The sequence below is a fragment of the Pseudomonas sp. Leaf15 genome, from assembly GCF_001421425.1.
Taxonomy (GTDB): domain Bacteria; phylum Pseudomonadota; class Gammaproteobacteria; order Pseudomonadales; family Pseudomonadaceae; genus Aquipseudomonas; species Aquipseudomonas salomonii.
Genome location: NZ_LMKI01000006.1, coordinates 19,555 through 35,045, shown reverse-complemented (window position 1 = coordinate 35,045; position 15,491 = coordinate 19,555). Strand labels below are relative to the sequence as shown.

At 58.5% G+C, this 15,491-nt stretch carries 12 protein-coding genes; 6 read left to right on the top strand and 6 right to left on the bottom strand.

Going from position 1 to position 15,491, the window contains the following annotated elements; genetic code table 11:
* The first annotated feature begins 25 nt into the window (after positions 1-25).
* Both ASE80_RS06720 and glyA read left to right on the top strand, forming a co-directional pair.
* The gene (locus tag ASE80_RS06720; protein WP_056858230.1) at positions 26-3,877 is read left to right on the top strand and encodes a bifunctional diguanylate cyclase/phosphodiesterase; all 3,852 of its coding nucleotides are present in this window, start codon (positions 26-28) and stop codon (positions 3,875-3,877) included.
* A gap of 172 nt (positions 3,878-4,049) precedes the next feature.
* Positions 4,050-5,303 (top strand): serine hydroxymethyltransferase, encoded by a 1,254-nt coding sequence (glyA, locus tag ASE80_RS06715; protein ID WP_056858229.1) that lies wholly within the window; start codon positions 4,050-4,052, stop codon positions 5,301-5,303.
* A gap of 207 nt (positions 5,304-5,510) precedes the next feature.
* Here glyA and yjiA read toward each other — a convergent pair whose 3' ends face one another.
* The 3 genes from yjiA to ASE80_RS06700 all read right to left on the bottom strand — a co-directional run bounded on the left by yjiA (position 5,511) and on the right by ASE80_RS06700 (position 8,926).
* Positions 5,511-6,515, bottom strand: coding sequence for a GTPase (yjiA, locus tag ASE80_RS06710; protein WP_162238843.1), 1,005 nt, complete (start codon positions 6,513-6,515; stop codon positions 5,511-5,513).
* A 131-nt stretch (positions 6,516-6,646) separates the two neighbouring features.
* Complete coding sequence (locus ASE80_RS06705) at positions 6,647-6,844, bottom strand: YbdD/YjiX family protein (RefSeq protein ID WP_003176208.1); 198 nt, start codon at positions 6,842-6,844, stop codon at positions 6,647-6,649.
* A 15-nt stretch (positions 6,845-6,859) separates the two neighbouring features.
* A complete protein-coding gene (locus ASE80_RS06700; RefSeq protein ID WP_056858228.1) occupies positions 6,860-8,926 on the bottom strand; it encodes a carbon starvation CstA family protein in 2,067 nt (688 codons plus the stop codon).
* Positions 8,927-9,099: 173 nt separating this feature from the next.
* On the opposite strand from ASE80_RS06700, the gene ASE80_RS06695 reads away from it, so the two are divergent.
* The 4 genes from ASE80_RS06695 (at position 9,100) to ASE80_RS06680 (ending at position 12,740) form a co-directional block, all read left to right on the top strand.
* Positions 9,100-9,468: a PilZ domain-containing protein gene (locus tag ASE80_RS06695; protein WP_056858227.1), complete on the top strand. Its 369-nt coding sequence runs from the start codon at positions 9,100-9,102 to the stop codon at positions 9,466-9,468.
* Positions 9,469-9,854: 386 nt separating this feature from the next.
* Positions 9,855-11,000, top strand: a complete 1,146-nt coding sequence (locus ASE80_RS06690; protein ID WP_056858226.1) for a mandelate racemase/muconate lactonizing enzyme family protein — start codon at positions 9,855-9,857, stop codon at positions 10,998-11,000.
* Between the two features lie 25 nt (positions 11,001-11,025).
* Positions 11,026-11,955, top strand: a complete 930-nt coding sequence (locus tag ASE80_RS06685) for a LeuA family protein (RefSeq protein WP_056858225.1) — start codon at positions 11,026-11,028, stop codon at positions 11,953-11,955.
* 38 nt (positions 11,956-11,993) lie between these two features.
* Positions 11,994-12,740 (top strand): sulfite exporter TauE/SafE family protein, encoded by a 747-nt coding sequence (locus ASE80_RS06680; protein WP_017139306.1) that lies wholly within the window; start codon positions 11,994-11,996, stop codon positions 12,738-12,740.
* Positions 12,741-12,765: 25 nt separating this feature from the next.
* Here the strand turns inward: ASE80_RS06680 and ASE80_RS06675 are convergent, their stop codons facing one another.
* Genes ASE80_RS06675 through ASE80_RS06665 form a run of 3 tightly spaced genes read right to left on the bottom strand, consistent with a single transcriptional unit; the run spans position 12,766 to position 15,469 of the window.
* Positions 12,766-13,500, bottom strand: a complete 735-nt coding sequence (locus ASE80_RS06675) for a hypothetical protein (RefSeq protein ID WP_017139307.1) — start codon at positions 13,498-13,500, stop codon at positions 12,766-12,768.
* Positions 13,501-13,526: 26 nt separating this feature from the next.
* The gene (gene radA, locus ASE80_RS06670) at positions 13,527-14,894 is read right to left on the bottom strand and encodes a DNA repair protein RadA (protein ID WP_056858224.1); all 1,368 of its coding nucleotides are present in this window, start codon (positions 14,892-14,894) and stop codon (positions 13,527-13,529) included.
* Positions 14,895-14,929: 35 nt separating this feature from the next.
* Positions 14,930-15,469, bottom strand: a complete 540-nt coding sequence (locus ASE80_RS06665; RefSeq protein WP_056858223.1) for an ankyrin repeat domain-containing protein — start codon at positions 15,467-15,469, stop codon at positions 14,930-14,932.
* Positions 15,470-15,491 lie beyond the last annotated feature (22 nt).

Below are 15,491 nucleotides of genomic sequence, written 5' to 3'. Positions count from 1 at the left end.
TCCAGCCAAACCGCAGGATCACAGCTTGTCCAAAGTCACGCCGCCTACGCCCTTGCGCGCCGCTCATATAGCGCCGGGCGCGCCCCTGCACGGCACTTTTAAAGGCGCATTGGCGACGCTGGTGCTGATGCTGCTGGCGCTATTGTTCTGGCAACTGCTGGACCAGCTGCAGCAAAACCAGAAAAACCAGCAGCAATACACCATCGACTACAGCGCCGACCTGGCTGAACAAATCAGCCTGAGCATGGCCCTGAGCGCGAAAATCGCCCTGAACCTGCTGCCGATGGTCGAGCCGCCGCGCAACGACGAACAGCAACAAGCCTTGATGCGCACCTTGCAACGTACTCTGCCGGAGTTGCGCAGTTTCGCCCTGCTCGCCCCCAGCGGCGCATTGATCAGTGACAGCGCCAAAGACAGCCAGGACCGCGCCTGGCTCGAAGAACTGGTGCAGCGCAGCCACTCGCAACCTTATTACCTGAGCAACAACGCCGACGGCACCCTGATCTATCTGTTGCTGCAGCAGCCCAGTGGCGGCTCGAAAATGTACTGGGCCTTGCGCCTGGCGCCCAACTACCTGAGCAACCTCACCCGCCAGGACAACCAGGGCCAGCGCCCGATGTGGGCCATCGAGAACCGCCTGAACCACCGCGTGGTCAGCCGTGACAATGGCATGCCCGCACAGTGGGCCACGGCATTGACGCCGGATGAGTTGAACAAAAGCGTACTGGTCACGCCCCTGAGCAAAAGCGACTGGCAATTGCGCGGCCTGTTCGACCGCAGTGCGGTGCTGCAACAACTGCTGCCGGCGTTTATCGGTAAATGCCTGCTGGGCCTGGCGTTCTCGCTGATCCCGCTGATCGTGCTGCTGAACATGCGCCGCCGCCAGCGCCAGGTGCATGAGGGCCGCCGGCGTTACCAGGATATTTTCGAAGGCACCGGCGTGGCCCTGTGTGTGCTGGACCTGTCGGGGCTCAAGGCGTTTTTTGACAAAACCCGGGAGCAGACTCGCGAGCAATTGCAGGCCTGGCTGCACAATAACGCCGCAGAACGTCAGCAATTGCTCAGGGAATTGCGCATTACCGAAGTCAACCAGGTGGCCGTGCGTCTGTTGAATGTTGGCTCATGCGAGGAAGCCTGGGAACGCCTGATCGATGATTGCCCACGCAATGCCACCGCCATCGGCTATCAAGTGCTTGAGGCGGTGCTGACCCAGCAAAAGCAACTTGAGCTGGAAATCCAGCTCAATGACGTCGCCGGTAACGATCAGTACCTGTGGCTGGTGATGCGCCTGCCGGAGCAGCAGGACGACTTCAAGGCCGTGATCCTCAGCATTAACGATATCACCAGCCGCAAGCTGATCGAGCTGTCGCTGGTGGAGCGTGAGAGTTTCTGGTCGGACGTGGTGCGCACCGTGCCGGATCACCTGTATGTGCAGGACGTGATCAGCCAGCGCATGATTTTCAGCAACCACCATTTGGGCCACACCCTCGGCTACAACAAGGCCGAACTGCAGCAAATGGGCGAGTACTTCTGGGAAATCCTGCTGCACCCCGAAGATGCCGAGTACTACCACGACTTGCGCCAACGCCAGCGTGAGGTCGGTTACACCACGCAGTTGCAGTGCCAGTTGCGCTTTCGTCATCGCAATAACCAGTGGCGGCGCTTTGATATCCGCGAGCAGGCCCTGGCCCGCGACAAAACCGCGGTGGTCACGCGCATCATCGGCGTGGCCAAGGACATCACCGACCAGATCGAAGCCAGCGAATCCCTGCGCGACAGCGAGCAGCGCTACCGCATGCTGGCCGAAAGCATCAGCGACGTGATCTGCTCCACCGACAGCCAGTTGGCCCTCAACTACGTCAGCCCGTCGGTCAACGCCGTGCTGGGTTATGACGTGGACTGGGTGTTCAAGAACGGCTGGCAGTCGATCATCGCCAACCCGCAGCAACTGGCCGGCATTTACAGCCTGATGGAACAGGTGAGCCGTGCCCTGGGCGACCCCGTCGCGCTGAATACGCTGCGCGATCAAGTACACACGCAACTGTTCCTGTTCGACTGCCTGCGCGCCGATGGCCGCAAGGTGCCGATCGAGTTGCGCCTGGTGCTGGTGTGGGATGAGCACGGCGCGTTCGAAGGCATCCTTGGCGTGGGCCGTGACATCAGCCAGCAACGCCGCGCCGAAAAAGACCTGCGCATGGCGGCCACGGTATTCGAGCACTCAACCTCGGCGATCCTGATCACCGACCCGGCCGGTTATATCGTGCAGGCCAACGAGGCGTTCAGCCGGGTCAGCGGCTATGCCGTGGCGGATGTGCTCGACCAGTTGCCCAACATGCTCACCGTCGACGAACAGCAGGAAGCCCACCTGCGTTACGTGCTCAAGCAGCTGCATCAGCACAGCACCTGGGAAGGCGAAGTGTGGCTCAAGCGTCGCAATGGCGAGCATTACCCGGCCTGGGTCGGCATTACCGCCGTGTTCGACGATGAAGGCGACCTGGCCAGCTACGTGTGTTTCTTCAGCGATATCAGCGAGCGCAAGGCCAGCGAACAGCGCATCCACCGCTTGGCGTATTACGACGCCCTGACCCACCTGCCCAACCGCACGCTGTTCCAGGACCGCCTGCACACCGCGTTGCAGTCGGCCGAACGGCAAAAGTCGTGGGTGGTGCTGATGTTCCTCGACCTCGACCGTTTCAAACCGATCAACGACTCCTTGGGCCACGCCGCCGGCGACCGCATGCTCAAGGAAATGGCCACCCGCCTGCTGGGCTGCGTGGCCGAAGACGACACCGTGGCGCGCATGGGCGGTGACGAGTTCACCCTGCTGCTGCAACCACGGGTGAGCCGCGAGATGGCGCTGAACCGCGCAATCAGCGTGGCCGAACAGATCCTGGCGAGCCTGGTGAAGCCGTTTGTGCTGGAGGGCCGCGAGTTCTTTGTGACCGCCAGTATCGGTATCGCCTTAAGCCCGCAGGACGGCAACGAGCTGAGCCAGTTGATGAAAAACGCCGACACGGCGATGTACCACGCCAAGGAGCGCGGCAAGAACAACTTCCAGTTCTATCAGGCCGACATGAACGCCAGCGCCCTGGAGCGTCTGGAGCTGGAAAGCGACCTGCGCCATGCCCTGGAACAGAACGAATTCGTGCTGTATTACCAACCGCAGTTCAGCGGCGACGGCAAGCGCCTGACCGGCGCTGAAGCCCTGCTGCGCTGGCGTCACCCGCGCCGTGGGCTGGTGCCGCCGGGGGATTTCATTCCGGTGCTGGAGGAATTGGGGCTGGTGGTGGACGTGGGCGACTGGGTGATCTCCGAGGCTTGCCGCCAGCTCAAGACCTGGCACCAGAACAAGGTGCGCGTGCCGAAAGTCTCGGTGAACATCTCGGCGCGGCAGTTCTCGGACGGGCAGCTGGGCGAGCGTATCGCCACCATTCTCAAGGACACCGGCCTGCCGCCGGCGTGCCTGGAGCTGGAGCTGACCGAAAGTATCCTGATGCGTGAAGTCAACGAGGCCATGCAGATCCTCGCCAGCCTGAAAAACCTGGGCCTGAGCATTGCGGTGGACGACTTCGGCACCGGTTATTCGTCGCTCAACTACCTCAAGCAATTCCCCATCGATGTGTTGAAGATCGACCGCACCTTTGTCGACGGCCTGCCGTCCGGCGAGCAGGACGCGCAAATTGCCCGCGCGATTATCGCCATGGCCCACAGCCTCAACCTGGCGGTGATCGCCGAGGGCGTGGAAACCCATGAGCAGCTGGATTTCCTGCGTGAGCATGGTTGCGACGAGGTGCAGGGGTATCTGTTTGGGCGGCCGATGCCGGCGAATCGGTTTGAGGCGCAGTTCAGTAACGACGCGCTGTTCATGTTCGACTGACCTCCACAGCGGACGCAGAGCGTCCAGGGCGGCATTCCCACGCAGAGCGTGGGAACGATCGGGGGCTAAAGTGAGCCCCACTTGTCCGCGACATGATGTCCTTTCATATGCCATCTAAAACCCATTGGGTTAGAATGCCCTCCTTTTCTGCCCCCGATCCTTGAGGACCGCCATGTTCAGCCGTGATTTGACTATTGCCAAGTACGACGCCGATCTCTTCGCCGCCATGGAGCAAGAAGCCGTGCGCCAGGAAGAGCACATTGAGCTGATCGCTTCGGAAAACTACACCAGCCCTGCGGTGATGGAGGCTCAAGGTTCGGTTCTGACCAACAAATACGCCGAAGGCTACCCTGGCAAGCGCTACTACGGTGGTTGCGAGTACGTCGACGTGGTTGAGCAGCTGGCTATCGACCGTGCCAAGGAACTGTTCGGCGCCGATTACGCCAACGTTCAGCCGCACGCCGGTTCCCAAGCCAACAGCGCCGTGTACCTGGCCCTGCTGCAAGGCGGCGACACCATCCTGGGCATGAGCCTGGCCCACGGCGGTCACCTGACCCACGGCGCCAGCGTTTCCTCCTCCGGCAAGCTGTACAACGCCGTTCAATACGGTATCGATGCCAACGGCCTGATCGACTACGACGAAGTCGAGCGCCTGGCGGTTGAGCACAAGCCAAAAATGATCGTGGCCGGTTTCTCTGCCTACTCGCAGATCCTCGACTTCCCGCGCTTTCGCGCTATCGCCGACAAGGTTGGCGCCTACCTGTTCGTGGACATGGCTCACGTAGCCGGTCTGGTCGCCGCTGGCGTCTACCCGAACCCGGTGCCATTCGCTGACGTGGTGACCACCACCACCCACAAGACCCTGCGTGGTCCACGTGGCGGCCTGATCCTGGCGCGCGCCAACGCCGAGATCGAGAAGAAGCTCAACTCCGCGGTATTCCCAGGCGCCCAGGGCGGCCCGCTGGAGCACGTCATCGCTGCCAAAGCGATCTGCTTCAAAGAAGCCCTGCAGCCTGAGTTCAAGACTTACCAGCAACAAGTGGTGAAGAACGCCCAGACCATGGCCAGCGTGTTTATCGAGCGCGGCTTTGACGTGGTGTCCGGCGGTACTGAAAACCACCTGTTCCTGCTGTCGCTGATCAAGCAGGACATTTCCGGTAAAGATGCTGACGCTGCCCTGGGCAAAGCCTTCATCACCGTGAACAAAAACTCCGTGCCGAACGACCCGCGTTCGCCGTTCGTCACCTCCGGCCTGCGCTTCGGCACCCCGGCTGTGACCACTCGTGGCTTTAAAGAAGCAGAGTGCAAAGAACTGGCCGGCTGGATCTGCGACATCCTGGCTGACCTTTCCAACGAAGCCGTGATCGACGCGGTCCGTGAGAAGGTCAAGGCCATCTGCAAAAAGCTGCCGGTGTACGGCGCTTGATTGCAGTTGCGTGACTGAAAAGCCCGGCTCTTGAGCCGGGCTTTTTTATGCCGATCGTTCCCACGCTCCGCGTGGGAATGCAGCCCAGGACGCTCCGCGTCCCAAAGCGTGACGCAGAGCGTCACAAGAGGCATTCCCACGCGGAGCGTGGGAACGATCAATCGCAGGCAAGCCAGCTCCCACCTAGGATTGCAATTCAAGTCGGGATTATTGGTAGACCCGGGCAAAGCCTTCGCGGATTTTGTCCTCGGGCAACTCGTCAGCAATAAACACAATCACACTTTCACGCGCCTCGCCCTCGGCCCATTCGGTGTCCCAATCGAAACCGTAGAGCTTGAGCACGCCCTGGAACACCATGCGCCGGTCTTCCCCGGCAATGTTCAGCACGCCTTTGTAGCGCAGCAGCTGTTTGCCGTGATCTTCCAGCAACTCATTCATGAACTCGCTGAGCCGGTCGATATCCAGCGGCTGGTCGGTGCGCAGCACCAGGCTGGAAATACGGTCGATGGATGGCGCGGCACTGACCGGGCGCAGGCTCATGCCTGCGTTGAGGTTGAAACCGCGCACGTCGAGCAGTTCGGCCAAATCGATTTTGCCGTGGTCGACCACCCGAATCGGCGCGCGGCGGTTGATGCGGGTCAGGCGCTGGCTGAGGGCGTCGAAGCTCGCTTCGTCCACCAGGTCGCGCTTGCTCACCAGCAGGCGGTCGGCGAAACCAATCTGGGCCTGGGCGATGGTCTGGGTCAGGTGGTGTTCGGCGTGGGCCGCGTCCACCAGGGTGATGATGCCGTCGAGGATGTAGCGCTCGCGCAGCTCCTCGTCGATGAAAAAGGTCTGGGCCACGGGCGCAGGGTCGGCCAGGCCGGTGCACTCGATCACCAGGCGGTCGAAGGCAATCTCGCCGCTGTCCAGACGCTCGAGCAGCAGGTACAGGGCTTTGGTCAGGTCGGTGTGGATGGTGCAGCACACGCAACCGTTGGACAGGGTCATGACTTGTACAGGCTCGGCGCCCAACAGTTGGGTGTCGATGCCGGCATCACTGAATTCGTTTTCGATTACGGCGATTTTAAGGCCGTGCTCGGCTTTGAGCAGGTGGCGCAGCAAGGTGGTTTTGCCGGCGCCGAGGAAGCCGCTGAGGATGGTGACGGGGATGGGAGAGGACAAAAAATTCTCCTTGAAGAAACACAGAAACAAATGTGGGAGCAGACCCATGTGGGAGCTGGCTTGCCTGCGATAGCATCACCTCGGTCTATCAGTCAGACCGAGGTGATGCTATCGCAGGCAAGCCAGCTCCCACACAAGCCCGCTCCCACACGGGATCACTGCAAGCCTGACTTATCGGGCTAGCAGCACTTGGGCCCACCCTTGCCACCGTAACGGGCTTCCTGGCGTTCGCGGAAGAACGCCTTGTAGTCCATCATCGGTTTGTCCGGGTGCTTGGTTTGCATATGCTCGACGTAGGTGTCGTAGTCGGGCATGCCGACCATCAGGCGCGCGGCCTGACCGAGGTATTTACCGAGGCGACTGATGTCATTGAACATGGTTGCAATCCTCGTTTACGCGTCCGGTACAGCCTGGAACGGGGCTTCTTTGTCCGTACGTTCTTTGTTGCCCCAGGCGGCGACGCCGACCTTGAGCGCATAGAACAGGATGCTGAAGACCACGAACAGGAACAGCGCAGTCAGCGTTGCGTTGGTGTAAGCGTTCCAGATCACGTGTTGCATCTGGTCGATGTTCTTGGCCGGCGCGAGGATCTGGCCGTTGGCCAGGGCATCGCTGTACTTCTTGGCCAGCGACAGGAAGCCGATCGCCGGGTTAGCGTCGAACAGCTTGATGAAGCCTGCGGTCACGGTGCAGATCAGCAGCCAGACAGCCGGCAGCATGGTCACCCAAATGTAGCGCTGGCGCTTCATTTTGATCAGCACAACGGTAGCGAGCATCAGCGCGATACCGGCGAGCATCTGGTTGGAGATACCGAACAGCGGCCACAAGGTGTTGATCCCACCCAGCGGGTCGATCACGCCCTGGTACAGCAGGTAGCCCCACATTGCCACGCAACCTGCCGTAGCAATCAGGTTGGCGGTCCAGGACTCGGTGCGCTTGAGCGACGGCACGAAGGAGCCGAGCAGATCCTGGAGCATGAAGCGCCCGGCACGGGTACCGGCGTCGACGGCGGTCAGGATGAACAGTGCTTCGAACAGGATCGCAAAGTGGTACCAGAACGCCATGGTGTTTTCACCCGGCAGCACACTGTGCAGGATCTGCGCGATACCAACGGCCAGGGTCGGCGCACCGCCGGCACGTGCCAGGATGGTGGTTTCACCGATGTCATGGGCCACTGCCGTCAAGGCTTCCGGGGTAATTGCAAAACCCCAGCTGCTGACGGTTTGCGCCACCGTCACCACGTCAGCGCCGACTACCGCAGCCGGGCTGTTCATGGCGAAGTACACGCCAGGCTCGATGACCGAAGCGGCAACCATGGCCATGATGGCCACGAACGATTCCATCAGCATCGCGCCGTAACCGATGTAGCGCGAGTTGACTTCGTTATCCAGCAGCTTGGGCGTGGTGCCCGAGGAAATCAGTGCGTGGAAACCCGACACCGCGCCACAGGCAATGGTGATGAACAGGAACGGGAACAGGCCGCCCTTCCATACCGGGCCGGTGCCGTCGATGAATTGGGTGAGGGCCGGCATTTTCAGCTCTGGCATGGTGACCAGAATGCCGATCGCCAGGGCAATGATGGTGCCGATTTTCAAGAACGTGGAGAGGTAGTCACGCGGCGCGAGGATCAGCCACACCGGCAGTACCGCAGCGACGAAACCATAGCCCACCAGCATCCAGGTGATCTGGATCCCGGTAAACGAGAAGGCCTTGGCCCACACCGGGTCAGCGGCAATTTGCCCGCCCAGCCAGATCGAACCCAGCAGCAACAGCACGCCGATGACCGAGATTTCGCCAATGCGGCCAGGACGGATGTAGCGCATGTACACGCCCATGAACATCGCAATCGGGATGGTCGCCATCACCGTGAAGATGCCCCACGGGCTCTCGGCCAAGGCCTTGACCACGATCAGCGCCAGCACCGCAAGGATGATGATCATGATCAGGAAGCAGCCAAACAGCGCGATGGTCCCCGGAATGCGGCCCATCTCTTCGCGAACCATGTCCCCCAGGGAACGGCCATTGCGACGAGTGGACAGGAACAGCACCATGAAGTCCTGCACCGCACCAGCCAGCACCACCCCGGCAATCAGCCAAAGCGTGCCAGGCAGGTAGCCCATTTGCGCCGCCAGTACCGGGCCGACCAGCGGACCTGCACCGGCAATCGCCGCAAAGTGGTGACCAAAAAGGATGTGTTTGTTGGTCGGCACATAGTCCAGACCGTCATTATTGAGCACTGCGGGGGTGGCCCGCCGTGGGTCGAGCTGCATCACATTGTTAGCGATGAACAGACTGTAGTAACGGTACGCAACCAGGTAGATGGCGACAGCAGCAACCACAATCCACAAGGCGTTGATCGCTTCGCCGCGGCGCAAGGCCACTACGCCCAGGGCGCATGCTCCTACGATTGCCAGCACCAGCCAGGGTAGGTGGCGTAGCAGGCTATTATTATTTTTCATTTTTATATTCCAGCCAGGGTGGACAGAAAGACAGCCAGCCCGAGTTTAGCGCTGTTGGCCCTAAAGGCCACCCCCCTACGTTGGTCTAGAGCCTTGCAACGCTAAAAAAAGCAGAAATAAAGGCCCAATGATGGCGCAGGGCTACAATTCCCTTATCCACAGAGGGTTTGACCATGAGCGAACACCCGTCAGATCGCCGCCGTTTCCGGCGTATAGCCTTTGATGCCCGAACGACCATTGCGCAAGACCGCTGGAATTGGCCGGTGCAATTGGTGGACCTGTCGCTCAAAGGTTTGTTGGTGCAGCGCCCTGATGATTGGCAGGGCAATCGCGCTCAGCCGTTTGATGTGGATATCCGTCTGGATCCGCAGGCGCATATAAAGATGCAGGTAAGGCTGGCCCACGATGATCATGGGCAGTTGGGGTTTGTGTGTGAGCACATTGACCTGGAATCGATCAGCCATTTGCGGCGGTTGATTGAGCTGAATGTGGGCGATCATGAAGAACTGGAGCGTGAGCTGGGCGCCTTGTTAGAGATTTGAAAACCCTCCAAACCGCAGAGGCTACGGATGTCTGAATAGATCCACTCACCCGCCAGCCTCCGCTACATCCTCATCAATAAAAGTCATACCTTTAGATCAAATCATCATAACAACCCCGCCTGCACGACCACCTGGAAACATATAAACCCTTCACAAAAACGACATACGTCATTTTAATTAAAACTGTAACAACTTAATCCACATTGAATTCGGTGGGAAAAATATGCAACGCCGCTCCTTTCTTTAAAAAGCAACACTTCCAATAATGAAATTATTTTCATGATCGATCATTAAGACGATACGGTTCGCACGCTTGATAAAAACACAGTTAATAAACTACATTTCACCTGCCCTTCCAGCCCGGCCCTCTAACAGGATGTTAAAGCATGCTTATTGCCAAAGCCGAAATCTTCTTGACCGAAATCCCCTATAAAAACCCCTACCAAACCGCTACCAACATAACCCCGAAGGGGCGGCATATAGTATTAAAGTTAACCACCGATACTGGCTTGGTAGGTTGGGGAGAGTCCGGAATTATCTCAAGACGCTATCCTGCTCAAGGTGATACTCCCGAAACCATGTTGGCCGTCCTTGAAAGTTATCTATGCCCGGCAATCATTGGAAAAGACCCTTGCGCATTCGAAGTTATCATGAGCCAACTCGACACGCTGATCAAAGGGCATCTATTTGCCAAATGTGCGATTGATCATGCTCTGTTAGACCTCGCGGGTAAAGTTCTTAACATTCCGGTCTGCAACTTGTTGGGCGGCGCATACAACCTCAGCTATACCGTCAGTCGAAGTTTGCCATTTGCCTCCACCAGAGAGGTGACTGAGCGGGCAGTTGAACTACAGGCATTGGGCTATAACCGATTGACATTCAAAGGTTCCGGTGTACTGGAAGATGACTACGCGTGCTTCAAAGCGGTTAGACATGCGCTAGGCGATCACTTTGAGCTCGAAGTGGACCCCAACTGCGCCTACGACGTCCCCACGGCCATCCAATTTATAAAGCGAATTGAGCAGTATGGCGTTTTCGCTGTCGAGCAACCAACGCCAGGTCATGACATCGCTGGGTTAGCGGAAGTAAAGCGGAATGTAGCAACGACTATAATTGCCGATGAAAGCCTGTTTACCCCTAGGGATCTGAAGGACATCATTAGCCTCAATGCAGCACACGCTATATGTCTGAAACCCTTCAAATCCGGCGGAATATTAGCCTCACGTCGACTGTGTGCCGCTGCTGAAGTTGCAGACCTGCAAGTCAGCACGGGTAGCATGCACCCCTTCGGAATTGGCACTGCAGCTCTTCATCATTTTGTTGCCACGCTCAAAAATGTGGCAACCACCGGCTATGGCTGTCCTGCCGAGAGGTTCGCCGATGATATTGTTGATGAAAGCGGTTATTCATTTTGCGATGGCAGAGTAACACTCGCTATCGACAAACCCGGACTCGGCGTTGAAGTCAACGAAGATAAATTGTTGACGTATTCGTCACAATGCAAAGTCGTCGAACACTCAATGCACCGCTAACTCTCAAGACAATGGATTGCTTGTGATGACATTTATTACGCTTGTCGACTCAACGTTGCGAGAAGGAAATCAAGCGCCAGGCGTCAAGCTGACAATCAAGTCGACGCTGGCCATTGGCCAAGCACTCGCGGATGCAGGCATCGACTTTATCGAGGCCGGTCACCCCTATGCATCAAAGCAGGAGTTTGACCGAGTCACCTCACTGGTAAAGTCGAGACTGGCGAAAAACATACTGGCGCACTCGCGCGCGCATCGCGATGACATTGATGCCGTTTACGCAACGGGGGCTAACTGGATAGGGATATTTGCTGGCATTAATGAGGCCTCACAAAAATACAGGCTCAGAAAAAAAAAAGAAGAGATACAAGAAATTGTCAGGCGTAGCATCCTATATGCTAAATCGCTAGGGCTGAACGTGCGATACACCATTGAGGATGCCTCAAGAACTGATCTGGCAGCATTGATTGAAACCTATAAAATCGCCGAAACCGCCGGCGCCGACCGCATATGTTATGCCGACTCACTGGGCATCTGCGAGCCTTTCAAGGTTCGATCCACAGTTCATCTGATTAAACAGGCATTACCCAACGTTGACTTAGAAGTGCACTTCCATGATGACAGAGGTTTGGCAATGGCAAATACACTGGCCTCCATCGAAGCAGGCGCTACCTTTGTGTCGTGCACCGTGAATGGCATCGGCGAACGCTGCGGTATCACTGAGACATGTCTACTGATTACAAATCTTCATTTCAATTCAATATTGTGCAGCGGCAAAAGCCAAAAGGTATTAAAACTCAGTAGTCTTGTTTCAAAAGCGATAGGCGACACCTTTGATCGCCGTCGTCCGATCATTGGTGAATATAGCTTTGTGCACACCGCAAAACTGCACCTAACCGCTAATAGTAGGGACCGCAATTGCTACCATTGGGTAGACCCCCTCTGCTTGAACGAATAACAATTAATGCACTTCATCAGGGATGCAGGTCTTTCAATATGATTGAGCATGAGTGGCTGATAGGCGCAGGGTTGGTCGTACTGGGTGTTATGACGGGTTTTATCGGCACCAATACCGGCGGCAGTGTATTTCTAACAGTGCCGGTGATGATCTGGCTCGGAATATCCCCACAGGCGTCGATAGCGACAGCCCGCCTGGCATCGGTAGGGACGATGTTTGCCGGATTAAGACACTTTCATAACAATGGAAAAGTGGATTACAGGTTAGCGGCCCCCGCCGCCGCACTTGGGTTGGCTGGCGCCTTGGTCGGTGCAAGTCTGCTCGTGCAAATAGATCCGGCGCTGCTGCATAAAATCATTGGCGGTCTGACACTGCTACTGGTGGGGCTTTCACTCATCAGGAAGCCTCACTCGCCGAAGACGGCCCCTTCTTCGCTCAGGCGCTTTTGCGGGTATATCCTGTTTATTCCCGTCGGCATGATCGGCGGCCTGTTCGGCGGGCAGGCCAAGCTATCAACTTATTTGTATATTATATTTTTTAAAAAAACGATCAGTGAGTCAATTGGCACACGTAAGGTGGGTGGCCTCATCCTCTCAGTCGGCTCGTTAATAATATTCGGTGTCAGCGGAATTATTAATTGGCAGTACGGGTGTTGCCTGATCATAGGCACGCTATTTGGCGCCAATGCGGGCGCCAAGTTTGCTCTTCAGAAAGGCGATAAGTGGATGGAAAGCGCTTTCAACGTAGTCGTGATTGCCTTGGCGTTGAAAATGATCTTCTGGTAGTGACGCTCTCACGGAAAAGCGACACTCAGGGAAACGCGGCACTCGGGGGGAATTCGCTTTCCGTGTCCCAATAACCCGCCTTCTGACGCGACACGGCCTGCCATTGCCCATCGATAAAACGATAGGTCGTGTAGCGGGTTGCGAAATCATCGTCGCCGTCACCGTCCATAAAGGACGAGACCTGCAGTAACTCATCCGTACCGCCGGCGGCTGACGTGGCGATCTGCCAGGCGGCTTTGCCGGTCTGGGCCAGGGTCAGCGGCTCGACCTTGCCGGCCGAGCCCTTATAGCTCATTGGTTTGAGTTGCTGTTTGGCCGGCAGCAGCAGCTGAGTCGCCGGGCCGCTGTAACTGCCCATCGGCGCCGTCTGGTCGATGCTCAAAAAGTACACAGTGTCCGGCAGGCCTTTAAGCGGGGCCTTCTTGACCTTGGCCAAGGGGTAGCCAAGATCGTCGTGCGCAAGCACAGCGCCGGACGCCGACAGCAAACGTACCTGGGCATTGAGCAACGGGTTTTCCACCAGATCGCCGGGCTCGTCAAATGAGTCCTCATCCAGGCCATTGCCCCAGCTGTCTTTATGCAACTGCGCGCTGATGCGCTGGTCTTCCAGCACCTGCAGCACGCTGCCGTCTGCTGTCGCCAGTTCCTGGGCCAGGCGGTAACCGGCCGGCAGTGGGGCCGACTCAGCCAAGGCAATGCCCGACAACCCGAGCAAGGCCACGAACAGGGCACATACCCCCCAACGATTGGTCTGTTGCATTGCGTTCATGCCTGATTGCTTCACGGTTATTCGAACAGTGCATCCAGCGCCTGTTCCAGCCGCGTAACGCCAATAATCTTGATTCCCGGCGGCGATTCCTTCGGCATATTGCCCTTGGGCACGATCGCGCGCTTGAAGCCGTGCTTGGCCGCTTCCTTCAAACGCTCTTGGCCGCTCGGCACCGGCCGCACTTCACCCGACAGGCCGACCTCACCAAACACCAGCAAGTCATGGGGCAACGGCTTATTGCGCAGGCTCGACATCACCGCCGCCATCAGCGCCAGGTCGGAGGCGGTTTCCAGCACCTTGACCCCGCCGACCACGTTGAGGAACACGTCCTGGTCGTGGGTGGGAATGCCGCCGTGACGGTGGAGCACAGCGAGCAACATCGCCAGGCGGTTCTGATCCAGGCCGAGGGTGACCCGGCGCGGGTTGGCCAAGTGGCTGTCATCCACCAGTGCCTGCACTTCCACCAACATCGGGCGAGTGCCTTCCCACGTCGCCATCACCACACTGCCGGGGACTTCTTCCTGGGCGCGGGTCAGAAAAATCGCCGAAGGGTTGGAGACTTCTTTTAAGCCGCGGTCAGTCATGGCGAACACGCCCAACTCGTTGACCGCACCAAAGCGGTTCTTCACCGCCCGCAGCAAACGCAGGCGGCCATCGGATTCGCCTTCAAAATACAGAACGGTGTCGACCATATGCTCAAGCACGCGCGGCCCGGCCAGCGCGCCTTCTTTGGTCACATGGCCGACCAGGAAGATCGCCGTGCCGCTCTGCTTGGCATAGCGCACCAAGAGCGCCGCGCTTTCGCGCACCTGGGACACGCCGCCGGGTGCCGATTGCAGCTGCTCGGTGAAAATCGTCTGGATCGAGTCGATCACCATGACCTTGGGCTTTTCGATGCGGGCCGTGGCGATGATGCTTTCGATGCAGGTTTCGGTCATCACCCGCAGTTGATCCTGGGGCAAGCCCAGGCGACGGGCGCGCATGGCCACTTGCTGCTGGGATTCTTCACCGGTGACGTACAACGCCGGCATGCGGCTGGCGATGCTGCACAGGGTTTGCAGCAGGATGGTCGATTTGCCGATGCCGGGGTCGCCGCCGATCAGCACCACTGAGCCGTCCACCAGCCCGCCGCCCAGTACGCGGTCCAGCTCGCCGGACGCGGTGGAGAAACGCGGGATTTCTTCGACGCTGACTTCCGCCAACGTCTTGATCTGCGCCTGCTGCCCAGTCCAGCCGGCACGGCCGGTGGGAGCAGCAGCGCCGCCGCTTTCAATCATGGTTTCCGTCAGGGTGTTCCATGCACCGCACTCGGTGCACTGGCCGGCCCACTTGGGAAAGGTCGCGCCGCACTCGGTGCAGCCGTACATGCGCTTGGCCTTTGCCATTTGAGAACCTCCAACCGAAAAACCGCGATGATAGCTCAGCGCGGCGCCGGGGTCCGGATTTCACCACTGGCCAAACGTGAAGCGCTGTTGCCAATCGGGTCTTCGGCGTTAAGGTCGGCGCCTTTGGCCTTTAACTCATCCAGCAACTCAACACGCTTGAACAGCCCGGCGTACATGGCGGCGGTCTGCCCGGCGCCGTTGCGCTGGTCGGGGTTGCAGTCGGTGGCGAGCAGGCGCTGGGCGATTTTCAGCTCGCCTTTGAAGATCGCGCCCATGAGGGCGGTGTTACCGCGTTTGTCTTGCACGCAGGCGTCGGCGCCGGCGTTGAGCAGGCGTTCCACGAACGGCGCCTGGCCGTGGTAGGCGGCAAGGATCAGCGCGGTGTAACCCTTGTCATCCTGGGTGTTGAGGCTGTAGCCGGATTCGATAAAGGTGTTGAGCATGCCGATATCGCCACGGCGGGCGGCGTCGAAGTAGTAGTCCTGCAACTGGGCCTTGAGCGCGACCGGGTCGGGCGACTCGGCATGGGCGACAAAGGCCAGCATGGCCATCAGTAAACCGATAGAAATTCGCATGGGTTTTCTCCAGCTCGGGGTC